Annotated in this window: 17 protein-coding genes; 10 read left to right on the top strand and 7 right to left on the bottom strand. The window is 58.0% G+C overall.

The features are described from left to right. Positions 1-34: 34 nt before the first annotated feature. Positions 35-2,230: a primosomal protein N' gene (gene priA, locus WFO70_RS20865; RefSeq protein ID WP_337018990.1), complete on the bottom strand. Its 2,196-nt coding sequence runs from the start codon at positions 2,228-2,230 to the stop codon at positions 35-37. A 202-nt stretch (positions 2,231-2,432) separates the two neighbouring features. Between priA and rpmE the strand changes: the two genes are divergently transcribed. Beyond that, positions 2,433-2,648 carry a 50S ribosomal protein L31 gene (gene rpmE, locus WFO70_RS20860; protein ID WP_039032122.1) on the top strand — a complete coding sequence of 72 codons (216 nt, stop codon included), beginning with the start codon at positions 2,433-2,435 and terminating at the stop codon, positions 2,646-2,648. Between the two features lie 51 nt (positions 2,649-2,699). Here rpmE and metJ read toward each other — a convergent pair whose 3' ends face one another. Then, positions 2,700-3,017 carry a met regulon transcriptional regulator MetJ gene (metJ, locus tag WFO70_RS20855; RefSeq protein ID WP_007369220.1) on the bottom strand — a complete coding sequence of 106 codons (318 nt, stop codon included), beginning with the start codon at positions 3,015-3,017 and terminating at the stop codon, positions 2,700-2,702. 278 nt (positions 3,018-3,295) lie between these two features. On the opposite strand from metJ, the gene metB reads away from it, so the two are divergent. From metB to katG, 4 genes are all read left to right on the top strand, one after another. Further along, a complete protein-coding gene (gene metB / locus WFO70_RS20850; protein ID WP_337018987.1) occupies positions 3,296-4,456 on the top strand; it encodes a cystathionine gamma-synthase in 1,161 nt (386 codons plus the stop codon). A 2-nt stretch (positions 4,457-4,458) separates the two neighbouring features. Then, complete coding sequence (locus WFO70_RS20845; protein WP_337018985.1) at positions 4,459-6,891, top strand: bifunctional aspartate kinase/homoserine dehydrogenase II; 2,433 nt, start codon at positions 4,459-4,461, stop codon at positions 6,889-6,891. 211 nt (positions 6,892-7,102) lie between these two features. Continuing rightward, positions 7,103-7,993, top strand: a complete 891-nt coding sequence (gene metF / locus WFO70_RS20840) for a methylenetetrahydrofolate reductase (RefSeq protein WP_337018983.1) — start codon at positions 7,103-7,105, stop codon at positions 7,991-7,993. A gap of 144 nt (positions 7,994-8,137) precedes the next feature. After that, the gene (katG, locus tag WFO70_RS20835) at positions 8,138-10,309 is read left to right on the top strand and encodes a catalase/peroxidase HPI (protein WP_337018981.1); all 2,172 of its coding nucleotides are present in this window, start codon (positions 8,138-8,140) and stop codon (positions 10,307-10,309) included. Positions 10,310-10,406: 97 nt separating this feature from the next. On the opposite strand, the gene gldA is transcribed toward katG, so the two are convergent. Genes gldA through ptsP form a run of 3 tightly spaced genes read right to left on the bottom strand, consistent with a single transcriptional unit; the run spans position 10,407 to position 14,701 of the window. Further along, positions 10,407-11,510, bottom strand: coding sequence for a bifunctional L-1,2-propanediol dehydrogenase/glycerol dehydrogenase (gene gldA / locus WFO70_RS20830; protein WP_337018979.1), 1,104 nt, complete (start codon positions 11,508-11,510; stop codon positions 10,407-10,409). A gap of 12 nt (positions 11,511-11,522) precedes the next feature. Next, on the bottom strand, positions 11,523-12,185 hold the full coding sequence (gene fsa, locus WFO70_RS20825) for a fructose-6-phosphate aldolase (protein ID WP_337018977.1): 663 nt from the start codon (positions 12,183-12,185) through the stop codon (positions 11,523-11,525). A gap of 14 nt (positions 12,186-12,199) precedes the next feature. Then, complete coding sequence (gene ptsP, locus WFO70_RS20820) at positions 12,200-14,701, bottom strand: phosphoenolpyruvate--protein phosphotransferase (RefSeq protein ID WP_337018975.1); 2,502 nt, start codon at positions 14,699-14,701, stop codon at positions 12,200-12,202. Positions 14,702-15,015: 314 nt separating this feature from the next. On the opposite strand from ptsP, the gene WFO70_RS20815 reads away from it, so the two are divergent. From WFO70_RS20815 to WFO70_RS20795, 5 genes are read left to right on the top strand one after another with little or no spacing between them, the layout of a single operon-like run. Beyond that, positions 15,016-16,095 carry a PTS fructose transporter subunit EIIC gene (locus tag WFO70_RS20815; protein WP_337018973.1) on the top strand — a complete coding sequence of 360 codons (1,080 nt, stop codon included), beginning with the start codon at positions 15,016-15,018 and terminating at the stop codon, positions 16,093-16,095. Positions 16,096-16,109: 14 nt separating this feature from the next. After that, positions 16,110-16,430, top strand: coding sequence for a PTS fructose-like transporter subunit IIB (locus tag WFO70_RS20810; RefSeq protein WP_337018971.1), 321 nt, complete (start codon positions 16,110-16,112; stop codon positions 16,428-16,430). Between the two features lie 50 nt (positions 16,431-16,480). Continuing rightward, complete coding sequence (locus WFO70_RS20805) at positions 16,481-18,778, top strand: formate C-acetyltransferase (protein WP_337018969.1); 2,298 nt, start codon at positions 16,481-16,483, stop codon at positions 18,776-18,778. Continuing rightward, positions 18,744-19,619, top strand: a complete 876-nt coding sequence (locus tag WFO70_RS20800; RefSeq protein ID WP_337018967.1) for a [formate-C-acetyltransferase]-activating enzyme — start codon at positions 18,744-18,746, stop codon at positions 19,617-19,619. Before WFO70_RS20805 ends, WFO70_RS20800 begins: the two co-directional genes overlap by 35 nt. A gap of 2 nt (positions 19,620-19,621) precedes the next feature. Then, positions 19,622-19,966 (top strand): PTS fructose-like transporter subunit IIB, encoded by a 345-nt coding sequence (locus WFO70_RS20795; RefSeq protein WP_337019088.1) that lies wholly within the window; start codon positions 19,622-19,624, stop codon positions 19,964-19,966. Here the strand turns inward: WFO70_RS20795 and WFO70_RS20790 are convergent. Then, positions 19,953-20,801: a helix-turn-helix transcriptional regulator gene (locus WFO70_RS20790; RefSeq protein ID WP_337018965.1), complete on the bottom strand. Its 849-nt coding sequence runs from the start codon at positions 20,799-20,801 to the stop codon at positions 19,953-19,955. The two genes, WFO70_RS20795 and WFO70_RS20790, sit on opposite strands and share 14 nt — an antisense overlap. Positions 20,802-20,896: 95 nt before the next feature. Continuing rightward, entirely contained in the window at positions 20,897-23,548 is a 2,652-nt protein-coding gene (gene ppc, locus WFO70_RS20785) for a phosphoenolpyruvate carboxylase (protein WP_337018963.1), read from the bottom strand. Between the last annotated feature and the right edge of the window lie 62 nt (positions 23,549-23,610).

The following is a 23,610-nucleotide window of genomic DNA, read 5'->3' as shown; positions in this document are numbered from 1 at the left end:
ATGTTGAATTTTTCGATCCGCCTCCCACCATTTATTAGCTTTCGATAGGATCGACGTCCAGCACCCACTTCACCTTGCGCGCTTCCGGCAGGGTGTTAATTAACGCCAGGGTGCCGCTGACGATATGCTGCAGGCGGATGCGCGACGGGTGTTGCAGCAGGATTTGCCAGCGATAGCGCCCGCCGCGTTTCGGGGCCAGCGCCGGAACCGGCCCTAAAATCCACAGCTGATTATCCACCAGCGGGCTGGCCTGCAGCAGGTTGCGCAGCTGCTGGAGGAACAGCGGTGCCTGCTGGTTGTTGTGATCCTCGGCGCGGATGATCACATGGCTGGTCCAGGGCGGTAATTGCAGGGTCTGGCGCTCGGCCAGCGCCTGCTCGGCAAAGGCGTCATAGCCTTTATGCAGCAGGGTTTGCAGCAGCGGGTGTTCAGGATGGTGAGTTTGCAGCACCACTTCGCCCTGCTTGCCGGCGCGCCCGGCGCGGCCTGCCACCTGAGTGTAAAGCTGGGCAAAACGTTCTGCGGAACGGAAATCCGCCGAGAACAGCGCGCCGTCAACGTCCAGCAGCGCCACCAGGGTGACGTCCGGGAAGTGATGTCCTTTTGCCAGCATCTGGGTACCAATCAGGATCCGCGACCCGCCGCGATGGACTTCCGCCAGCTGCTGTTCCAGCGCCCCCTTGCGGCTGGTGGTGTCGCGGTCGATACGCGAGATCGCCACGCCCGGGAAGAAAGGGGCTAACGCCTGTTCCAGCTGCTCGGTGCCCAGCCCGACCGGCACCATATGCGTCGAGCCGCAGGAGGGACATTGACGCGGGATCGGGCGCTGGCTGTCACAGTGGTGGCAGCGCAGGTGATGCTGGGCCTGATGCAGGGTGTAGTAGTGATCGCAGCGCGGACATTCGGCTATCCAGCCGCAGTCGTGGCACAGCAGCGCCGGGGCAAAGCCGCGACGGTTGAGAAACAGGATCACCTGGTTGTTGGCCTGCAGATGCTGACGCATGCGGGTGATTAACGCCGGGGCCAATCCCGCCTGCACCTGCTGGCCTTTCAGATCGAGCACATGCTGCACGGCCGGACGCGCGTTCCCCGCCCGGCGCGTCAGGCGCAGCATATGGTATTTACGCTGGCGCACGTTATGCAGCGTCTCCAGCGCAGGGGTGGCCGAGCCGAGAATAATCGGGATCTGCTCGCTGTGGGCGCGATATACCGCCAGGTCGCGGGCGTGATAGCGCCAGCCTTCCTGCTGTTTATAGGAGCTGTCGTGCTCTTCGTCGATGACGATCACACCCAGATTTTTAAACGGCGTGAACAGAGACGAGCGGGTGCCAATCACGATCGCCGCTTCGCCATTTCTGGCTTTCAGCCAGGCGCTGAGGCGTTCGCTGTCGTTTAAACCCGAGTGCAGCACCTCGACCGGAGCGTTAAAGCGCTCGCGAAAACGGGCGATGGTCTGCGGGGTCAGGCCGATTTCCGGCACCATCACCAGGGCCTGCTTCCCCTGCGCCAGCACGTTTTCCAGCACGCTCAGATAGACTTCGGTCTTCCCGGAGCCGGTGACGCCCGCCAGCAGCCAGGCAGAGAAATGATCGGAAGCGCTATGAATCGCGCCCACGGCGGTGGCCTGTTCGGTATTGAGGCGCAGGCGGTCGCCGGACACGCTAAAGCCGTCGCGCCAGTCGATCAGCGCGGGCGCTTCGCAGGCCAGCTCGCTCAGCCCTTTTTTGCGCAGGCTCTGCAACGCCGCGTCGTTAAAATCGAGGCTCTCGACCTGATGACGCCAGATCCGGCGCTGGCGTAACGCCGCCAGCGCCTGCTGTTGTTTCGGGGAGCGTTTCAGGCTGTTGATATCCACCGCCTGGCCCTGCTCGGTGGCAAACCAGTACCACATCGGGGCGTGGCTGGCGCTTTTGCCCTGGCGCAGCAGAATGGGCAGGGCGTGGAACAGCACGTCGCCAATGGGATGGTGATAGTAGTCGGCGGCCCACAGCAGCAGACGCCAGACGCTATGCGAGAACACCGGCTCGTCGTCCAGCACCTCCACCACGCTTTTCAGCTCACTGAGAGGCAGCTCGCTTTGCTCGCTGACGGAAACGACAATACCTACCCGCTGCTGCTTGCCAAAGGGCACCGTCACGCGACAGCCCGCTTTGGCCTGCATGCTGTCAGGCAGCAGGTAATCAAAGGTACGGGGAAGCGGAACGGGCAGGGCAACGTGAGCAACGGGCATCGAATCTTCCTGACTTGAAAAGTGGCGCGTTAGTATACACATTAGTGAAAGACGGCGTGCGGATCAGTTTGCATACCCTGGTTAAATTCTGTATGATTCGCCGCCTTTGGTGCACTTTGCATCAAAGAACTTACATTCAACATCGCGTGGTGTCTGGCGTTAGGGCTGGAAGAGCGACGCGGCCTTAACTGAGGTTCTCCCCATGAAAAAAGATATCCATCCTAAATACGAAATGATTACTGCAAACTGCTCTTGCGGTAACTCTATCCAGATCCGCTCTACCGTGGGCCACGATCTGAACCTGGACGTGTGCGGCCAGTGCCACCCGTTCTACACTGGTAAGCAGCGTGACGTTGCAACCGGTGGCCGTGTTGACCGCTTCAACAAGCGTTTCAGCATCCCGGGCTCTTCCAAGTAAGATGCATCCCGAAAAAAAAGCGCCGCAAGGCGCTTTTTTTATATCTGCAAATCAGTATTCCCACGTATCCGGGTCGATACCCAGCTCACGCATGATCACCTTCGCCTCTTCCGGAATTTCGTCACTACGCTCTTTGCGCAGGTCTTCATCGTTCGGCAAAGGTTGACCGGTAAACGCGTGCAGGAACGCCTCGCACAGCAGCTCACTGTTGGTAGCGTGACGCAGGTTATTCACCTGACGACGCGTGCGTTCATCGGTGAGGATCTTTAACACCTTCAGAGGAATGGAAACCGTAATTTTTTTTACTTGTTCACTCTTCTTACCGTGCTCAGCGTATGGGCTGATATATTCGCCGCTCCATTCAGCCATGAGATACCTTTAATCCTCTCTGTCATTAATATGAGGCCGACACCGCAGCGGTTCGCAGGGTTTCGCGCCATAATCTTGCGTAGTTTACCGTAGAGACGCCACCGTGACACGGATATTGCCTCTGGGTTATGCGCTAAAGCATGTAATTTTAACGGCTATTTGCGGATTGCTCAATCTATACGCAAAGAAGTTTAGATGTCCAGATGTATTGACGTCCATATAATCAATGTTTACTCTGGTGCCTGACTTTTCATCCATTAAGCCAGGAAGCCTTCACCATGACGCGTAAACAGGCCACCATCGCAGTGCGTAGCGGATTGAATGATGACGAACAGTACGGCTGCGTTGTCCCGCCGATTCATCTCTCCAGTACCTATAACTTCACCGGATTTAATGAACCACGCGCCCATGACTACTCGCGCCGTGGCAACCCGACCCGTGATGTCACCCAGCGTGCGCTGGCGGAACTGGAAGGCGGCGCAGGCGCGGTGATGACCAATACCGGCATGTCGGCTATCCACCTGGTGACCACCGTGTTCCTGAAACCTGGCGATCTGCTGGTGGCCCCGCACGACTGTTACGGCGGCAGCTACCGTCTGTTCGACAGCCTGGCGAAGCGCGGTTGCTATCGCGTGCTGTTTGTCGATCAGGGTGATGAGCAGGCCCTGAAACAGGCGCTGGCAGAGAAACCGAAGCTGGTTTTAGTCGAGAGTCCAAGCAACCCGCTGCTGCGCGTAGTGGATATTGCGAAAATTTGTCAGCTCGCGAGGGATGCGGGAGCGATAAGTGTAGTGGATAATACCTTCCTCAGTCCGGCGCTACAGAACCCGCTGGCACTGGGTGCGGATCTGGTATTGCATTCATGCACCAAATATCTGAACGGTCACTCTGACGTGGTGGCCGGGGTGGTGATTGCCAAAGATCCGGCGCTTGTCACCGAACTGGCATGGTGGGCGAATAACATCGGCGTCACCGGCAGCGCGTTTGACAGCTACCTGCTGCTGCGCGGGCTGCGTACGCTGTCGCCGCGTATGGAGGTGGCGCAGCGTAACGCTCAGGCGATTGTCGATTTCCTGAAGACCCAGCCGCTGGTGAAGAAGCTCTATCACCCGTCGCTGCCGGAAAATCAGGGACACGAGATTGCGGCGCGTCAACAAAAGGGTTTTGGCGCGATGTTAAGTTTCGAGCTGGATGGCGATGAGCAGACGCTGCGTCGCTTCCTGAGCGGGTTGTCACTGTTTACGCTGGCGGAATCCTTAGGGGGAGTCGAAAGCTTAATCTCCCACGCCGCAACAATGACGCACGCGGGCATGGCGCCAGAAGCGCGTGCCGCCGCCGGGATCTCTGAGACGCTGTTGCGTATCTCAACCGGTATTGAAGATTGTGAAGATTTAATTGCCGATCTGGAAAATGGCTTCCGGATCGCAGCCAAGGGGTAATCATGAGTGTGATAGCGCAGGCAGGGGCGAAGGGTCGCCAGCTGCACAAGTTTGGTGGTAGTAGTCTTGCTGATGTGAAATGTTACCTGCGGGTCGCGGGGATCATGGCAGAGTATTCGATGCCGGGGGACATGATGGTTGTCTCCGCGGCGGGCAGCACCACCAACCAGTTGATTAGCTGGCTGAAGTTAAGCCAGACCGATCGTCTCTCTGCGCATCAGGTTCAACAAGCGTTACGCCGTTACCAGAGCGAACTGATCGCCGGTTTATTGCCTGCCGATGTGGCCGATGGCCTGATTAGTCACTTTATTCAGGATCTGGAGCGGCTGGCCGGTTTACTCGACAGCGGCGTTACCGACGCAGTCTATGCCGAAGTGGTGGGTCACGGCGAAGTGTGGTCTGCCCGTCTGATGGCGGCCGTCCTGCAACAGCAGGGCCTGGAAGCCGCCTGGCTGGACGCCCGTGATTTCCTGCGTGCCGAGCGTGGCGCTCAGCCGCAGGTGGATGAAGGCCTCTCTTATCCGCTGCTCCAGCAGCTGCTGGTGCAGCATCCGAATAAACGTATTGTCGTGACCGGCTTTATCAGCCGCAGCAACGCGGGTGAAACCGTGCTGCTGGGACGTAACGGTTCCGACTACTCCGCAACGCAGATCGGTGCCCTCGCAGGCGTGTCCCGCGTCACCATCTGGAGCGACGTGGCCGGTGTCTACAGCGCTGACCCGCGCAAGGTGAAAGATGCCTGCCTGCTGCCGCTGCTGCGTCTCGACGAAGCCAGCGAGCTGGCCCGTCTGGCAGCCCCGGTTCTGCACGCCCGTACCCTGCAGCCGGTCTCCGGCAGCGATATCGACCTGCAACTGCGCTGCAGCTACACGCCGGATCAGGGCTCGACCCGGATCGAACGCGTGCTGGCCTCCGGCACGGGGGCGCGTATCGTCACCAGCCATGACGATATCTGCCTGATCGAATTCCTCGTTCCAGCCGGACATGATTTCAAGCAGACGCATAAAGAGATCGACCTGATCCTGAAGCGCGCTCAGATCCGCCCGCTCGCCGTGGGGGTACACACTGACCGCCACCTGCTGCAGTTCTGCTACACCGCAGAAGTGGCCGACAGCGCGCTAAAAATTCTCGATGAAGCGGGCCTGCCGGGCGAGCTCCGTCTGCGTCAGGGGCTGGCGCTGATTGCCATGGTAGGGGCAGGCGTCACCCGTAACCCGCTGCACTGCCACCGTTTCTGGCAGCAGCTGAAAGGCCAGCCGGTAGAGTTTACCTGGCAGTCGGAAGAGGGCATCAGCCTCGTCGCGGTCATGCGTACCGGGCCAACCGAGAGCCTGATCCAGGGCCTGCACCAGTCGCTGTTCCGCGCGGAAAAACGTATCGGCCTGGTGCTGTTCGGCAAAGGCAACATCGGTTCCCGCTGGCTGGAGCTGTTTGCCCGCGAACAGACCACGCTCTCGGCGCGAACCGGGTTTGAATTTGTGCTGGCGGGCGTGGTGGACAGCCGCCGCAGCCTGCTCAGCTATGAAGGGCTGGACGCCAGCCGCGCGCTGGCCTTCTTTAACGACGAAGCCATTGAGCAGGATGAAGAGTCGCTGTTCCTGTGGATGCGCGCCCACCCGTATGACGACCTGGTGGTGCTGGATGTGACGGCGAGCGAGCAGCTGGCCGATCAGTATCTCGATTTCGCCAGCCACGGTTTCCACGTCATCAGCGCCAACAAACTGGCGGGGGCCAGCAATACCCGCAACTATCGCCAGATCCACGACGCCTTTGAAAAAACGGGTCGTCACTGGCTGTACAACGCCACCGTGGGGGCCGGTTTGCCGGTGAACCACACCGTGCGCGATCTGATCGAAAGCGGCGACAGCATTCTGGCCATCAGCGGTATCTTCTCCGGTACCCTGTCGTGGCTGTTCCTGCAGTTTGATGGCACCGTACCCTTCACCGACCTGGTGGATCAGGCGTGGCAGCAGGGGCTGACCGAGCCCGACCCGCGCGTTGATCTCTCCGGTAAAGACGTGATGCGTAAGCTGGTGATTGTGGCGCGTGAAGCGGGCTACGACATCGAACCGAATCAGGTGCGCGTGGAGTCGCTGGTGCCGGCGGGCTGCGAAGAGGGGTCTGTCGATCACTTCTTCGAGAACGGCGACGCCCTAAACGAGCAGATGCTACAGCGCCTGGAAGCGGCCCGCGAAATGGGGCTGGTCCTGCGCTACGTGGCGCGTTTCGATGCCAATGGCAAAGCGCGCGTCGGGGTTGAGGCCGTCCGTCCGGAGCATCCGCTGGCAGCGCTGCTGCCGTGCGATAACGTCTTCGCCATCGAAAGCCGCTGGTACCGTGATAACCCGCTGGTGATCCGCGGTCCGGGTGCGGGCCGCGACGTGACCGCCGGAGCGATCCAGTCAGATATCAACCGTCTGGCGCAGCTGCTGTAATACCCCTCACCCTGACCCTCTCCCCAAAGGGGAGAGGGAATAGTCGTCCCTGTCCTGAACTTTTTTCACCTTCCCTGAGCATTCCTCACCGTCAATGATGATATTTTCAGTTGACGCCAGTCCGCTTTTCCGTCATTTTTACATCTGGACGTCTAAACGTATAGAAGTTCGAACACAACAAAACAACGACACGCGATTGATGAGGTAAGGTATGAGCTTTTTTCACGCCAACCAGCGGGAAGCCCTGAATCAGAGCCTGGCTGAAGTAAACGGCCAGATTAACGTCTCTTTTGAATTTTTCCCGCCGCGCACCAGTGAAATGGAGCAGACCCTGTGGGCCTCTATCGATCGCCTGAGCAGCCTGAAGCCGAAGTTTGTCTCGGTGACCTACGGTGCCAACTCCGGCGAGCGCGACCGCACGCACAGCATCATCAAAGGCATTAAGGATCGTACCGGTCTGGAAGCCGCGCCGCATCTGACCTGTATCGACGCCACCCGCGACGAACTGCGCACCATCGCCCAGGATTACTGGGATAACGGCATCCGTCACATCGTGGCCCTGCGTGGCGACCTGCCGCCGGGCAGCGGCAAGCCGGACATGTACGCGACCGATCTGGTGGCGCTGCTGAAAGAGGTGGGTGACTTCGACATCTCCGTGGCGGCTTACCCGGAAGTGCACCCGGAAGCGAAAAGCGCCCAGGCGGATCTGCTCAACCTGAAACGCAAAGTGGATGCCGGTGCCAACCGTGCCATTACCCAGTTCTTCTTTGATGTGGAAAGCTATCTGCGCTTCCGCGACCGCTGCGTCTCCGCCGGTATCGACGTCGAAATTATTCCGGGGATCCTGCCGGTCTCGAACTTTAAACAGGCGAAGAAATTTGCCGACATGACCAACGTGCGTATCCCGCTGTGGATGGCGAAGATGTACGAAGGCCTGGACGATGACGCTGAAACCCGTAAGCTGGTGGGTGCGAATATCGCCATGGACATGGTGAAGATTTTAAGCCGCGAAGGGGTGAAAGATTTCCATTTTTACACCCTCAACCGCGCCGAAATGAGCTACGCAATCTGCCATACGCTGGGGGTTCGCCCGGGACTGTAATAGCAAAGCCCTCACCAACATGAGGGCTTTTATATTTCAGGCAGATATCAACGGTATTAACTATCAAATCTGTGGATTGTTTCAATTATCTCTTGTTCCCGGTGGTGTATATCCTAACGATAAAACCATAGAGGGAGCAGAGCGATGAGTACGTCCGACGAGAATCAGAATTCAGGTAAGTGCCCTTTCCATCAGGGCAGTTATGACAAAAGTGCAGGTGCCGGCACCAACAGCCGGGACTGGTGGCCCAAACAGCTTCGTATCGACCTTCTTAACCAGCATTCCGAACGCTCCAACCCGCTAGGCAAAGACTTCAACTACCGTAAAGAATTCAGCAAATTAGATTACTCCGCCCTGAAAGGCGATCTGAAAGCCCTGCTGACCGATTCCCAGCCGTGGTGGCCTGCAGACTGGGGCAGCTACGCCGGTCTGTTCATCCGGATGGCGTGGCACGGCGCGGGAACCTATCGCTCCGTTGACGGGCGCGGCGGCGCAGGCCGCGGACAACAGCGCTTCTCTCCTCTCAACTCCTGGCCGGATAACGTCAGCCTCGATAAGGCGCGTCGTCTGCTGTGGCCGATCAAGCAAAAATATGGCCAGAAAATCTCCTGGGCCGACCTGTTTATTCTTGCCGGGAACGTGGCGCTGGAGAACTCCGGCTTCCGTACCTTTGGCTTTGGTGCCGGGCGTGAAGACGTCTGGGAACCGGATCTGGACGTTAACTGGGGTGACGAGAAAGCCTGGCTTGAGCATCGTCATCCGGAAAGTCTGGCGAAAAGCGCCATTGGCGCCACCGAGATGGGGCTGATCTACGTCAACCCGGAAGGGCCAAACGCCAGCGGTGAACCGCTGTCTGCGGCGGCGGCGATCCGTGCCACCTTCGGCAACATGGGGATGAACGATGAAGAGACCGTCGCGCTGATCGCCGGGGGGCATACGCTGGGTAAAACTCACGGAGCCGGGGAAGCGACCCATGTCGGCGTCGATCCGGAAGGTGGCCCGCTTGAAGCGCAGGGCCTGGGCTGGGCCAGCACTCACGGCAGCGGTTTTGGTGCCGACACCATTACCTCCGGTCTGGAAGTGATCTGGTCCCAGACACCGACCCAGTGGAGCAACTACTTCTTTGAGAACCTGTACAAATACGACTGGGTGCAGACCCGCAGTCCGGCAGGGGCGATCCAGTTCGAAGCCTCGAATGCGCCAGAGATCATGCCCGATCCCTTCGACCCGTCGAAAAAACGCAAACCGACCATGCTGGTGACCGACCTGACGCTGCGTTTCGATCCAGAGTTCGACAAGATTTCCCGTCGTTTCCTCAACGATCCGCAGGCCTTTAACGAAGCCTTCGCCCGGGCATGGTTCAAACTGACCCACCGCGATATGGGACCGATTGCGCGTTATATCGGGCCAGAAGTGCCGAAAGAGGAGCTGATTTGGCAGGATCCGCTGCCACAGCCGTTCTTCCACCCGACCGCGGAAGATATTCAGAGCCTGAAAGCGGAGATCGCAGCTTCCGGGCTGTCGGTCAGCGAACTGGTGTCGGTAGCCTGGGCTTCGGCTTCCACCTTCCGCGGTGGCGATAAGCGTGGCGGGGCCAACGGCGCACGTCTGGCGCTCGCGCCGCAGCGCAGCTGGGATGTAAACGCCGTGGCTGCTCGCGTGCTGCCGGTGCTGGAAGGCATCTATAAATCGGCGCATAAAGCCTCGCTGGCCGACATCATCGTGCTGGCCGGTGTGGTGGGTGTTGAGCAGGCGGCCAAAGCTGCTGGCGTCAACATCACCGTGCCGTTTACGCCGGGCCGGGTTGATGCGCGTCAGGATCAGACCGATATCGGGATGTTTACGCTGCTGCAGCCGGTTGCCGATGGTTTCCGTAATTACCGGGCGGCGATCGACGTGTCGACCACCGAGTCGCTGCTGATTGATAAAGCGCAACAGCTGACGCTGACCGCGCCAGAGATGACGGTATTGTTAGGTGGGCTGCGCGTGCTGGGCGCTAACTTCGATGGCGGCAAGAGCGGTGTCTTTACCGATCGCGTGGGCGTCCTCAGCACGGACTTCTTCGTCAACCTGCTGGATATGGGCACCCAGTGGAAAGCCACCGACGAGTCCAGCGAGCTGTTTGAAGGCCGCGACCGCGTGAGCGGAGAGGTGAAATATCTGGCGAGCCGTGCCGACCTGGTATTTGGCTCTAACTCGGTGCTGCGCGCACTGGCGGAGGTTTACGCCAGCAGCGATGCCCACGAGAAGTTCGTGAAGGACTTTGTGGCGGCATGGGTGAAAGTGATGAACCTCGACCGGTTTGATCTGCTGTAAACAGGAAAATCCCCGCTGCGGCGGGGATTTTTTTGCCGGGTGGCGGCTGCGCCTTTTCCGGCCTGGGGATTGTAGGCCCGTGCAACGGGCATGTAGGCTACTCCCACTCCTGCAGGAAACGCTGGCCGTACTGGTCGGCAACCATCAGGGCCGCATACACCTGGTCCGGCGTCGCACCGCCCGGCATATTATGGATGGTCTCACCTTCTGCGCATGACGCTTCTGCCACTACACGCATTTTAGCCGGGATATCGCTGGTGATATCCAGCTGCGCCAGGGTGATGGGGAGCCCGACGCTGTGACATAACGCCGCGACGGTTTCGATCTCTTCCACCGAAGCATTCTCCAGCACCAGTTGGGTCAGGGTGCCAAAGGCCACTTTCTCGCCGTGATAATAATGATGGGCATCCGGGATGGCGGTCAGGCCGTTGTGAATGGCGTGCGCCGCCGCCAGCCCACCGCTTTCAAAGCCAACGCCGCTGAGATAGGTGTTGGCTTCGATTACCCGCTCAAGGGCGGGCGTCACTACATGCTGCTCCGCCGCCAGCATCGCTTTTTCGCCCTCTTCAACCAGCGTGTTGTAGCAAAGCTCGGCCAGCGCCAGCGCGGCCTGGGTGCACTTGCCGCCCGCCATGGTCGTCGCCCCGCTGCGGGAGCAGGCCCGGGCTTCAAACCAGGTCGCCAGCGCGTCGCCAATCCCGGCAGCCAGCAGACGCGCCGGGGCCCGTGCCACTACCTGGGTATCCACAATGACCATGTTCGGGTTATGGGGCAGCATCAGATAGCGATCGAATTCGCCACTGTCGGTGTAAATAACCGAAAGCGCACTGCAGGGCGCATCGGTAGAGGCAATGGTCGGGGCGATGGCAACCGGGACACCCATAAAGTGCGCCAGTGCTTTGGCGGTATCCAGCGTCTTACCCCCACCGATGCCGAGGATCGCCTGGCAATCGGCGCTTGTCGCCAGCTCACGCAGACGGTCGATTTCATTCTGCGAACATTCGCCGCCAAAAGGCGCAATGTCGACATAGAGTTCCGCCTGTTTGAAACTCTGACGCAGCGTCTCTTCGGCAAAACCCAGCACAAACTTATCGCCGACCACCAGCCAGCGGGCCGCCAGCGGCTGCAGATAGTCGCCGAGGCGGGTCAGTACATCTGCACCCTGAATATACTTACCGGGCGATTGAATAATACGGTCCATACCCTTTCTCCTTTACAGGTTGAGACTTCCAAATGCGCTTTTCCAGTCCTGCTCAAACTTGTCTATGGCTGACTCTACCGCGGGGGTATTGAGTATTTGTTGCGCGACATCAGTCGGAAGCGTGATCGCTTCACATCCGGCGAGCAGACAGTCCAGCGCCTGACGGGGGGTTTTAAAGCTGGCGGCAAGGACCATGCTCTCTGGCGCATGCAGCTCCAGCAGGCTTTGCAGCTCCTTCACCGTACGGATCCCGTCTCCGCCCTGGGCATCCACGCGGTTGACGTACGGGGCGATGTACTTCGCTCCCGCCAGCGCGGCCAGTAAACCCTGGGCGGCGCTGTAAACCGCGGTGCCGAGGGTGGTGATGCCCTCTTTTTTAAGGGCTTTGATGGCAATAAGGCCCTGAGCGGTAACCGGTACCTTCACCACCAGCCCCGGGAAGGCGTTATTCAGGCGTTTGGCTTCTGCCACCATGCCCTCCGCATCGCGGCTCATGGTCTGGGCGAACAGGGTGCCCTCCGGGCCAATGGCGTTTTGCAAACGCGGAAGCACCTCCCACAGGGAGTCACCATTGGCAGCAATAATGCTCGGATTGGTGGTTACGCCGGCAATGGGAAAGATGCGGGCCAGGCGTTCAACGTCCGCCACGTTGGCGGTATCCAGATACAGTTCCATTACTCTTCCTCGTTTTACAGTTCTAATTCATGTTGCAGCAGGGTGGCGATGGCCCCTTCGGAGCGGGCATTAACCAGCGCGCTGCGGAAATCGTCGTGCATAATCCGGCGCGCCAGGCGCGAGAAGATGCGCATATGCTGATCGCCTGCGGCATGCTTATTGAGCGTGAGCATAATGATGAATTGAGCTTCTTCATCGCCCCAGAGGATCGGAGCAGGTAACCGGGCAACGCTGATGGTCGACTGTTCTATATGTTCAGATTTACTGTGCGGGATGGCGAAACTAAAGCCGAGGCCGGTAGAGAATACGGCTTCGCGTGCCCAGAGATCGGCTTCCAGCTTGCGGGGATAGCGGCAGCGTCCGGCGAGTAGAAGGTTGTCCGTCATGCCTTTCATTACCTCTTCCTTACTGCGCCAGTCGTTATCCAGCGAAATACAGGCAGGGGTCACCAGCGGCGTATCCTGTTGATTCATCCGGAACTGCGCCAGCAGATGTTCAACTTCCAGCGAGGTGCGGCAATTCATCGCCTGGTTAAGCAACTGACGACAGGCGCGGCTGTCCAGCTGAGCGAGGCGGGCTTTGGTCGCCGGGATCGCCGGGGAACCCATGCTGATTTCATCCAGCCCCAGGCCGACCAGCAGCGGCAATACGGAGCCTTTGGCGCCCAGCTCGCCGCACAGACCAATCCATTTTCCCTGACGGTGGACTGCCTGTACGGCGTAATCCAGCGCGCGTAAAAACGCCGGATTAAGACTGTTGTAATGACGGGTGACTTTGGCGTTATCGCGATCTACGGCCAGCAGATATTGCGTCAGGTCGTTGCTGCCGATACTAAAGAAATCAATCTCTTCGCAGCACTGATCGATGATGAACATCACTGATGGCACTTCCAGCATGATGCCGAGCGGGATTTTTTCATCAAAGGGGATCTGTTCGCCGCGCAGCTGCTGTTTTGCTTCAGCCAGTTTCTCTTTGACCCACAGGATCTCCTCCATCGAGGAGATCATTGGGATCATGATCTTCAGGCTGCCGTGGGCTGAGGCGCGGAGGATCGCCCGCAGTTGCGTGGTGAAGAGTGCGGCATACTCTTCGTAAATACGTACCGCGCGATAGCCGAGAAACGGGTTGTTCTCGGCCGGGATATTAAGATAGTCCACCGGTTTATCGCCGCCGATATCCATGGTCCGCACGATAATGCTGCGTTCGCCTGCGCTCTCCAGCGCCTGACAAAATATGTTGTAGAGCTCGTTTTCACAGGGCGCGCTGGCACGGTCCATATACAGCATTTCAGTGCGGAACAGGCCGATGGCTTCAGCGCCGTTGTCAAAGGCTGTCCTGGATTCAAGCGCATGAGCGATGTTGGCGGCCACTTCAATACGCAGGCCGTCAGCGCTTCGTGCTTGCTGATGCAGCCAGATACTTTGCTGCTCGCGCAGCGCCTGCTGAACGCGCGCTTCCTGTTGGTAATAGCGCCTAATCGCTTCGCTGGCGTTAACGACTACCGCGCCGGCGTTGCCGTCAATAAACACCGGCTGATTACACCACTGAAGCAGGCTCTCGCTGTCTACCCCCACCAGCGTCGGGATATTAAAGGAACGAGCAAGAATAACGGTATGCGAGGTTGTGCCGCCGCTTTTTAACAGCAGCCCTTTCAGCAGTGTTTTATCGAGTTCGAGAAACTGACCGGGAGTGAGGTCGTCAGCAAGGCAGATACTTGGCTGCGTCAGTTGACCGGGAGCCGGAAAGCGTTGCTCACCGTAGATGTGCTGCAGTAGCTGATAACACACATCGCGTACATCAAGCACGCGCTCCTGAAGATAGCTGCTGCTGGAACGGGAAAATTCGGCGCAAAAATGGCGGGCGGTTTCAACCACAGCCTGAGCGCAGCTTAATCCTTTAGTGACGCCTGCCAGAAGATGCTGGCGCAACGAGGCGTCCGTCGCCAGCGAGCGATGCGCCTCCAGAATGGCGCTGGCGGTACTGTCGCTATCCAGCACGCGCAGCTCAATGCTTTTGACCAGCAGCGCCAGACCATTATCCAGCGCTGCCTGCTCCTCTTCCTGAGTATCCGCAGCCGGTAAATCGATTAACGCATCGAGATCGAGAGAGGTCAGCCGTCTCAGCGTTCCCTGAGCACTGCCGCTGCAGACCGCCAGCGCGCGAAAGAGCATGGGATCAAGGCGCGTCAGGGATTCAGGAAGCGGGGTAAGATCGGTAGAGATGGCGGCAGTGAGTGGGGCATCGCAGTGAGGAAACTCCTCTTTCAACCACTTTTCCAGATGCTGATGTGCCTCCTGTTCATCGGTGCCGGTAATAATCAGACGACAAACATCACCTGCCAGGGTGTCTGTGCCAATCAGCGCCAGCGCGCTTTTCGCGCTCCCTTTTCGGCCGCTACGCAGGTTGTGCCACTCAATCTGTGATGTAAATGAATTGCACAGCGTTTCAACGTAACTTGCCGGACGCGCATGCACACCATTGGGCAAGTCGCAGGTAAATTCTACCACCAGAGCCATAACCACTCCTGAGATCACGAGTCATACATTGCCACCAGCATACGGGCGATATCAGGATGAGTGCCATGTGACAATTCTGCCAAAAACTGGACAAATGTAATGTCTGGAAGGAAGTGAGATCTTGCTCACAGCTCGCTTTTTATCTGGGTTTGGAGAAAGGGGTATGAAATTACGAGGCAGATCGCATTTTTCTGTCTACATTACAAAAATCCAGTAAATGGCGTTTTTATCCACTGTCTGCGCCCTGTCGGATTGCCTATTGTTTGCCACAACATCTTTATGGATTTGGGTCAAACATAGCCCGGGAGCGACCGATGAAAGAACTGGTGCAGATTCTAAAAAACACGCGGCAGCATCTGATGACAGGGGTATCGCATATGATCCCCTTTGTCGTGGCTGGCGGTATTTTGCTGGCGATATCAGTAATGCTCTATGGCAAGGGGGCGGTACCGGATGCCGCTTCCGACCCCAATCTGAAAAAACTGTTTGATATCGGCGTTGCCGGCCTCACGCTGATGGTGCCTTTCCTCGCCGCCTATATCGGATACTCCATCGCCGAGCGCGCTGCGCTTGCGCCTTGCGCCATTGCCGCGTGGGTCGGCAACAGCTTCGGCGCCGGGTTCTTCGGGGCGATTATTGCCGGGGTTGTGGGCGGTATCGTCGTCTACTACCTGAAGAAGCTCCCCGTTGCAAAAGTTCTGCGCTCCGTTATGCCCATCTTCATCATCCCCATTATCGGCACCTTTATTACTGCGGGCATCATGATGTGGGGATTGGGTGAACCTATCGGAGCACTCACCACCGGCTTAACCGAATGGCTACAGGGCATGCAGCAGGGAAGCATTGTCGTGCTGGCGGTGATCATGGGGCTGATGCTGGCCTTCGATATGGGTGGGCCTGTCAACAAAGTTGCCTATGCCTTCATGCTGATCTGTGTCGCTCAGGGGGTTTATACCGTCGTGGCGATTGCCGCGGTTGGTATCTGTGTACCGCCACTCGGGCTCGGCCTGGCGACGCTGATTAACCGTAAAAATTTCACCGGCGAAGAGCGTGAAGCCGGGAAAGCGGCGCTAGTGATGGGCTGCGTTGGCGTCACCGAAGGGGCGATCCCCTTCGCTGCTGCCGATCCCCTTCGGGTAATTCCCTCCATCATGCTGGGCTCCGTCTGCGGTGCCGTGACGGCGGCAGTGCTTGGGGCGCAGTGTTACGCCGGGTGGGGCGGTCTGATTGTGCTCCCGGTTGTGGAAGGCAAGCTGGGGTATATCGCTGCGATTTTGGTCGGTGCGGTGGTGACGGCAGTTAGCGTCAATGTGCTGAAGAGCCTGGCGCGTAAGAACACGGCTCAGGTCGCGCAAAAAGAGGACGACCTGGATCTGGATTTTGAAATTAACTGAGTGAGGAAGAGAACATGGCCCGAATTGTTGCAGTAACCGCCTGTCCATCCGGCGTGGCGCATACCTACATGGCTGCGGAAGCCCTTGAAAGCGCCGCGAAAGCGAAAGGCTGGGAAGTCAAAGTCGAAACGCAGGGATCGATTGGTCTGGAGAACGAGCTTACGTCTGCGGAGATTGCCGCGGCGGATATGGTCATTCTGACCAAAGATATCGGCATCAAATTTGAAGAGCGCTTCACCGGGAAGACTATCGTGCGCGTCAATATCAGCGACGCGGTAAAGCGTGCCGAAGCCATTATGAACAAAATTGATGCGCATCTGGCGCAAACTGCCTGATCTCAACCCGCCCTGACGGGCGGGTTGTTTGACTTTACTGGAGTGCCCTCATGACGAACCGTATCCAACGCCTGAAAGACGCGCTGTTTGCTAACCCGCGAGAAATCTCTCTCGAACGTGCATTGCTTTACACCGCCAGCCATCAACAAACGGAAGGCGAACCGGTGATGATCCGTCGGGCGAAAGCGACGGCGTATATTCTTGACCACGTGGAAATCGCGATTCGTGATGGGGAGCTGATTGCCGGTAACCGCACGGTGAAACCGCGCGCGGGGATAATGTCACCGGAAATGGATCCCTACTGGCTATTGAATGAGCTGGAACAGTTTCCTTCCCGCCCGCAGGACCGCTTTGAAATCAGCGAGCAAGATAAGCGCATCTATCGCGACCAACTCTATCCCTACTGGGAAAAGCGTTCGATGAAAGATTTCATCAACAGCCAGATGACTGATGAGGTAAAGACCGCCGTCGGTACACAGATATTTAGCATTAACCAGACGGATAAAGGCCAGGGGCACATCATCATCGACTATCCACGCTTGTTGAACAACGGGTTAGGCGCACTGGTGACGCAGTTGCAAGAGCACTGCGCGCGGGAACCGCAGAACACGTTTTATCAGGCGGCTTTGCTGCTGCTCAACGCCTCTCAGCGCCATATCCTGCGCTATGCGCTGCTGGCGGAACAGATGGCGGAACAGAGTGCCGATCCGGTACGCCGCCAGGAGTTGCTGACTATTGCTGACATTTCGCGTCATAACGCCCGGCACAAGCCGCAGACTTTCTGGCAGGCGTGCCAACTGTTCTGGTATATGAACGTGATCCTGCAGTATGAATCCAACGCCAGCTCGCTCTCTATTGGCCGCTTTGACCAGTATATGCTGCCGTTCTATCAGGCATCGCTGGCCCAGGGTGAAAATGCGGCCTTTTTGAAGGAGTTGCTGGAATCGCTCTGGGTGAAGTGCAACGACGTGGTGCTGCTACGTTCAACCGGCAGCGCCCGTTATTTCGCCGGGTTCCCGACCGGTTACACCGCGCTGTTAGGCGGCTTGACCGAAAATGGCCGCAGCGCGGTGAATGTGCTGTCATTCCTCTGTCTGGACGCCTACCAGAGCGTTCAGCTACCGCAACCTAATCTCGGCGTTCGCGTCAACGAGCTGATCGACAGACCCTTCCTGCTGAAAACGGCAGAGACTATCCGTCTCGGTACCGGCATCCCACAGATTTTTAACGATGAAGTGGTGGTGCCTGCATTTCTGAATCGCGGTGTGTCCCTGGAAGATGCCCGGGATTACGCCGTTGTCGGCTGCGTTGAGCTTTCTATTCCGGGTAAAACATACGGTTTGCACGATATCGCCATGTTTAACCTGCTGAAAGTGATGGAAATCGCCATGCAGGAGAACGAAGGTAATGCCGGGCTGAGCTACGAAGGGCTGCTCAAGGATATCCGCAATAAAATTAGCTATTACATCGCGCTGATGGTCGAGGGGAGCAATATCTGCGATATCGGGCATCGGGACTGGGCACCCGTGCCGCTGCTCTCCTCTTTTATTAGCGATTGCTTAGCGAAGGGGAAAGAGATCACTGACGGCGGCGCACGCTACAACTTTTCCGGCGTGCAGGGGATTGGCATCGCCAACCTGAGTGACTCGTTGCATGCGTTGAAAGGGATGGTCTTTGAGCAACAACGCTTAAGCTTTGATGAACTTTTGGCGGTACTGAAGGCCAATTTTGCTACCCCGGAGGGTGCAAAAATCCGGGCACGGCTGATCAACCGGTTCGATAAATATGGCAACGACATCGACGATGTCGACAACATCAGTGCGGAATTGCTGCGCCATTACTGCAAAGAGGTCGAAAAATATCGCAATCCGCGCGGTGGACAATTTACCCCTGGCTCGTACACGGTATCGGCGCACGTTCCGTTAGGGGCCGTGGTGGGCGCTACGCCGGATGGTCGTCTGGCGGGTGAGCAGCTTGCCGATGGCGGTCTCTCGCCTATGCTCGGGCAGGATATGCAGGGGCCCACAGCGGTGCTGAAGTCGGTGAGTAAGCTCGATAATTACCTGCTCTCTAATGGCACATTACTCAACGTAAAATTTACTCCGGCGACGCTGGCAGGCGATGCCGGGCTGCAAAAGCTGGCCGATTTCCTGCGCGCGTTTACCCAGCTCAAACTACAGCACGTTCAGTTCAACGTGGTAAATGCCGATACGCTGCGCGAAGCCCAGCAGCGTCCACAGGATTTTGCCGGGCTGGTGGTCAGGGTTGCCGGTTACAGCGCCTTCTTTGTCGAGTTGTCGAAGGAGATCCAGGATGACATTATCCGCCGCACCGCGCATCAACTGTGAGGTCATTGATACGCGCGCTGATGTGGCGCGCATCTTCAATATCCAGCGTTACTCTTTGAATGACGGGCGTGGTATTCGTACCCTGGTCTTTTTTAAAGGGTGCCCGCATACCTGCCCGTGGTGCGCCAATCCTGAATCAATGTCGTCAAAAATAGAAACCGTCCGCCGGGAGAGCAAATGCCTGCACTGCGCCCCCTGCCTGCGTGATGCTGATGAATGCCCTTCAGGTGCGTATGAGCGGATTGGCCGGGATGTGACGTTGAACGAACTGGAGCGTGAGGTCATGAAAGACGATGTTTTCTTTCGCTCCTCCGGCGGCGGAGTCACGCTTTCAGGCGGTGAGGTTCTGATGCAGGCGCCTTTCGCCACCCGTTTGTTGCAGCGTTTGCGCCGCTATGGTGTCCATACCGCGATAGAGACGGCGGGCGATGCACCGCTGTCGCGGCTGCTTCCCCTGGCGCAGCAGTGTGACGAAGTACTCTTTGATCTGAAAATCATGGATCCTGAACAGGCGCGCGCGGTCGTGAATATGAATCTACCCCGCGTGCTGGATAACCTGAACCGTCTGCTGGCCGAAGGGATTAATGTCATCCCTCGCGTCCCGCTTATCCCGGGTTATACCCTGCATCCAGCCAACATCACCCGTGTGCTGGAATTTCTGATACCCTCAGGAATACGACAATTGCATCTGCTGCCTTTTCATCAATATGGCGAACCTAAGTACCGGCTACTGGGGCGTACCTGGACAATGCGCCATGTCGCGACGCCAGATGCTGAGACGGTTGCCGCCATACGCCTGCAGGCTGAACGGGCAGGGTTCCAGGTTACCGTAGGAGGTTAATGATGGCTGTAACGATGGTAGCGGTAACGGCCTGTGTCAGCGGGGTGGCGCACACCTACATGGCCGCCGAACGTCTGGAAAAACTTTGCCAGCAAGAGCACTGGGCTATCCGTATTGAAACCCAGGGGGCGCTAGGGATTGAATGCGCGCTTACGAAAGAGGATATACGCCGTGCCGATCTGGCGCTGTTAATTACCGATATCGACCTGGCTGGTAGCGAGCGTTTTGAAGAGTGCCGCTATGTGAAATGCGGTATTAATGCCTTTCTGCGCGATCCGCAAAAAGTGATGAGCGCGGTGCGAAAGTTATTATCCGCGCCTCAGCACACCCAGCTTATTCTGACGTAACGGTCTTGCCGGTCAGCTGGCTGTGATACTGGCGACGATATTCTGACGGCGAGCGTTCCGTGTTCTTACGAAACAGCCGACAAAAATAGTTGCTGTCGACGAAGCCGCAGGCATGCGCCACCTCTTTTACCTTCAGATCGTAGCCTTTAAGCAGCTGGCGAGCATGCTCAAGCCGGGTATGCGTCAGGTACTCATTAAAGCCCACCGCGCCGGTTTTCTGAAAGAGATGTGACAGGTAGTTAGGCGAGATATAAAACGCCTGGGCCACCGATTCCCGTGTAAGCGGCAGGGCATAATGTTCATCAATATAGCCGCGAATAGCATCGAACAGCGCCTGGCTACGGGATGCGGTCTGGATCTGGCTGCCAAGCAGGTCGACGCAGTGGCTAAGCAGGCTGGCGACAATGAGCCGTGCGGTTTGTTGCTCATGTGGCTGCATCTGCATTTCGTGGAGCGTCTGCAACAGGAATGAGCCAATTCGCGGGCCGCGACGGGCAACGTGCTGCTTTGCCAGATTACGAACTTCCACGCCATCCCAGTGCAAAAGGCTAAACCCAAGCTGTTGTTTACCAAAAAGAATGCTCAGCGTTGTCGCGGGTGTTTGCCATTGGGGGTAATTCCAGCTTCCGGCCGGTACGTAGAGAACATCACGTGGCTGTAACGTGGGCGCAGCGTGATCCTCAACTGACCCTTCAAGCACGATTTCGAGACGTGGAAAATCGACCTGTAAGGCGAGTTCAGGTGCGCAGGACGTTGGGTTCGTAAAATGCACCTGACGCAGCGGCGATGTGCCGTTTATCAGGTCCTTCAGGATGTGGGTGATGTCGTGGTGCATGGTGTGAATACCGAGGTATTGCCGGGTGGCGCTGACGCTTACCCGGCCTACCTGTCGTAGGCCCGTGCAAGCGCAGCGCCGCCGGGCGTAAAGCCTTAGCCGGTGTTACGCATCCCCGCCGCAACGCCCGCGATGGTGACCATCAGCGCTTGTTCCACGCGTGGATCCGGCTCCAGACCCTCTTCTTCCGCTTTACGCGAGCGGTACAGCAGCTCGGCCTGCAGGACGTTCAGCGGGTCGGTGTAGATGTTACGCAGCTGGATGGACTCGGCAATCCATGGCAGATCGGCCATCAGATGGGAGTCGTTGGCGATATCCAGCACCACTTTGATATCGTCTTCCAGCAGCTCGCGCAGCTCGCTGCCCAGCGCCCACAGCTCCGGTTTCACCAGACGCTGATCGTAGTATTCCGCCAGCCACAGGTCGGCTTTTGAGAACACCATCTCCAGCATGCCGAGGCGGGTGGAGAAGAACGGCCAGTCACGACACATGGCTTCCAGCTCGTTCTGCTTGCCGTCTTCCACCACTTTTTGCAGAGCAGCGCCAGCACCCAGCCACGCCGGGAGCATCAGGCGGTTCTGCGTCCAGGCGAAGATCCACGGAATAGCACGCAGGGACTCCACGCCGCCGGTCGGACGACGTTTTGCCGGACGTGAACCCAGCGGCAGTTTGCCCAGCTCCTGCTCCGGCGTTGCCGAGCGGAAGTAAGGTACGAAGTCTTTATTTTCGCGCACATAGCCGCGATACATATCGCAGGAGATATCCGACAGCTCGTCCATGATATGACGCCAGGCGTCTTTCGGCTCCGGCGGTGGCAGCAGGTTCGCTTCGAGGATCGCGCTGGTGTAGAGCGACAGGCTGCTGATGGTTACTTCCGGCAGACCGTACTTGAAGCGGATCATCTCGCCCTGTTCGGTGACACGCAGGCCGCCTTTCAGGCTGCCTGGCGGTTGGGAGAGCAGGGCCGCATGGGCGGGGGCACCGCCACGGCCAATCGAGCCGCCGCGACCGTGGAACAGGGTCAGCTCAATGCCGGCTTTTTCGCAGGTTTTGATCAGCGCATCCTGAGCCTGATACTGCGCCCAGGAGGCGGCCATCACGCCCGCATCTTTTGCGGAGTCGGAGTAGCCAATCATCACCATCTGCTTGCCCTGAATGAAGCCGCGATACCAGTCGATGTTCAGCAGTTGGGTCATTACATCGTTGGCGTTATTCAGGTCGTCGAGGGTTTCAAACAGCGGCGCAACCGGCAGAGCGAAGGTAATACCCGCTTCTTTCAACAGCAGGTGAACCGCCAGCACGTCGGACGGGGTTTTCGCCATGGAGATCACATAGGCCGCCACCGATCCTTTCGGCGCATCGACGATCGCTTTGCAGGTATCGAGCACTTCGCGGGTCTCTTCGCTTGGTGCCCAGCTCCGCGGCAGCAGAGGACGTTTGGAATTCAGTTCGCGGATCAGGAAGGCCTGCTTGTCGGCTTCTGACCAGCTTTCGTAGTCACCAATGCCGAGGTAGCGGGTCAATTCGCCCAGCGCCTCGGTGTGGCGGGTGCTCTCCTGACGCACATCGATACGCACCAGCGGCACGCCGAAGCATTTCACGCGGCGCAGGGTATCAAGCAGCTCGCCGTTGGCGATGATGCCCATCCCGCAGGCCTGCAGCGACTGATAACAGGCGTAAAGGGGTTCCCACAGCTGCTCGTTCTGGCTCAGCAGACCGGCCGGTTTCGGCAGGCGCTGGCCCTTAAGGCGCGCTTCCAGCCAGGCCTGAGTGGCCAGCAGCTGGCTGCGCAGGTTTTTAAGCAGGAAGCGGTAAGGTTCGGTTGCACCAGCTTCACCCACCAGCTCAAGCAGTTCTGGCGTGGCTTCGACCATCGACAGCTCTGAAATCAGAACCTGAATGTCTTTCAGGAACAGGTCGGTGGCTTTCCAGCGGCTCAGCAGCAGGACGTGACGGGTGATCTCGGCGGTGACGTTCGGGTTACCGTCGCGGTCGCCGCCCATCCAGGAGGTGAAACGCACCGGCACAAAATCCACCGGCAGGCGATAGCCGAGGTTCTCTTCCAGCTGCTCGTTCAGCTCACGCAGGTAGTTCGGTACCCCTTCCCACAGGCTGTTTTCCACCACCGCAAAGCCCCACTTGGCTTCGTCAACCGGGCTTGGGCGGTGCTTACGAATTTCATCGGTATGCCAGGACTGGGCAATCAGCTGGCGCAGACGGCGCATCAGCTGGTTACGTTCGTAGTCAGCAATCTCTTTATTATCCAGCTGCTTAAGGCAGCTGTTCACTTCACCCATTTTGTGGATCAGGGTACGGCGGGTGATCTCGGTCGGGTGGGCGGTCAGAACCAGCTCCAGTGACAGAGACTCGACGGCCTTTTTAATGGTCGCTTCGTTGAGGTCGGGTTGGTCCTTGAGCTTTCTGAGCGTGCGGGCAATCACTTCCGGGTTGCTGGCCCCTTCGCCATTCGGCGAAATGCTGTGGTACTGTTCGGCGGTGTTCGCCAGGTTAAGGAACTGGCTGAAGGCACGGGCAACGGGCAGCAGCTCGTCGTTGGAGAGGTTCTGCAGCGTAGTGAGCAGCTCCTGACGATTGGCTTCGTTACCGGCACGGGAAGATTTAGATAGCTTGCGGATGGTTTCAACGCGATCGAGAATGTTCTCGCCCAACGCATCCTTGATGGTATCTCCCAGCACCTTGCCGAGCATACTGACATTACTACGCAACGCGGAATATTGTTCGTTCATAAAAACCCAGTCACCCCATCATTTTTGTTTATGCCCGGCCAGACATCTAACGGACATTATTT

The sequence above is a fragment of the Leclercia sp. AS011 genome, from assembly GCF_037152535.1.
Lineage (GTDB): Bacteria > Pseudomonadota > Gammaproteobacteria > Enterobacterales > Enterobacteriaceae > Enterobacter.
Note: the sequence above shows the minus strand (reverse complement) of the source record. Positions and strands in the feature narration are given on the sequence as shown.

Bases quoted from the DNA above. Each gene is read 5' to 3' on its own strand.
- rpmE (WP_039032122.1), top strand. From the start codon at position 2,433: ATGAAAAAAGATATCCATCCTAAATACGAAATGATTACTGCAAACTGC.
- WFO70_RS20795 (WP_337019088.1), top strand. From the start codon at position 19,622: ATGGCTGTAACGATGGTAGCGGTAACGGCCTGTGTCAGCGGGGTGGCG.
- metJ (WP_007369220.1), bottom strand. From the start codon at position 3,017: ATGGCTGAATGGAGCGGCGAATATATCAGCCCATACGCTGAGCACGGT.
- ppc (WP_337018963.1), bottom strand. From the start codon at position 23,548: ATGAACGAACAATATTCCGCGTTGCGTAGTAATGTCAGTATGCTCGGC.
- gldA (WP_337018979.1), bottom strand. From the start codon at position 11,510: ATGGACCGTATTATTCAATCGCCCGGTAAGTATATTCAGGGTGCAGAT.
- priA (WP_337018990.1), bottom strand. From the start codon at position 2,230: ATGCCCGTTGCTCACGTTGCCCTGCCCGTTCCGCTTCCCCGTACCTTT.
- WFO70_RS20790 (WP_337018965.1), bottom strand. From the start codon at position 20,801: ATGCACCACGACATCACCCACATCCTGAAGGACCTGATAAACGGCACA.
- ptsP (WP_337018975.1), bottom strand. From the start codon at position 14,701: ATGGCTCTGGTGGTAGAATTTACCTGCGACTTGCCCAATGGTGTGCAT.
- WFO70_RS20845 (WP_337018985.1), top strand. From the start codon at position 4,459: ATGAGTGTGATAGCGCAGGCAGGGGCGAAGGGTCGCCAGCTGCACAAG.
- WFO70_RS20815 (WP_337018973.1), top strand. From the start codon at position 15,016: ATGAAAGAACTGGTGCAGATTCTAAAAAACACGCGGCAGCATCTGATG.
- WFO70_RS20805 (WP_337018969.1), top strand. From the start codon at position 16,481: ATGACGAACCGTATCCAACGCCTGAAAGACGCGCTGTTTGCTAACCCG.
- WFO70_RS20810 (WP_337018971.1), top strand. From the start codon at position 16,110: ATGGCCCGAATTGTTGCAGTAACCGCCTGTCCATCCGGCGTGGCGCAT.
- WFO70_RS20800 (WP_337018967.1), top strand. From the start codon at position 18,744: ATGACATTATCCGCCGCACCGCGCATCAACTGTGAGGTCATTGATACG.
- katG (WP_337018981.1), top strand. From the start codon at position 8,138: ATGAGTACGTCCGACGAGAATCAGAATTCAGGTAAGTGCCCTTTCCAT.
- fsa (WP_337018977.1), bottom strand. From the start codon at position 12,185: ATGGAACTGTATCTGGATACCGCCAACGTGGCGGACGTTGAACGCCTG.
- metF (WP_337018983.1), top strand. From the start codon at position 7,103: ATGAGCTTTTTTCACGCCAACCAGCGGGAAGCCCTGAATCAGAGCCTG.
- metB (WP_337018987.1), top strand. From the start codon at position 3,296: ATGACGCGTAAACAGGCCACCATCGCAGTGCGTAGCGGATTGAATGAT.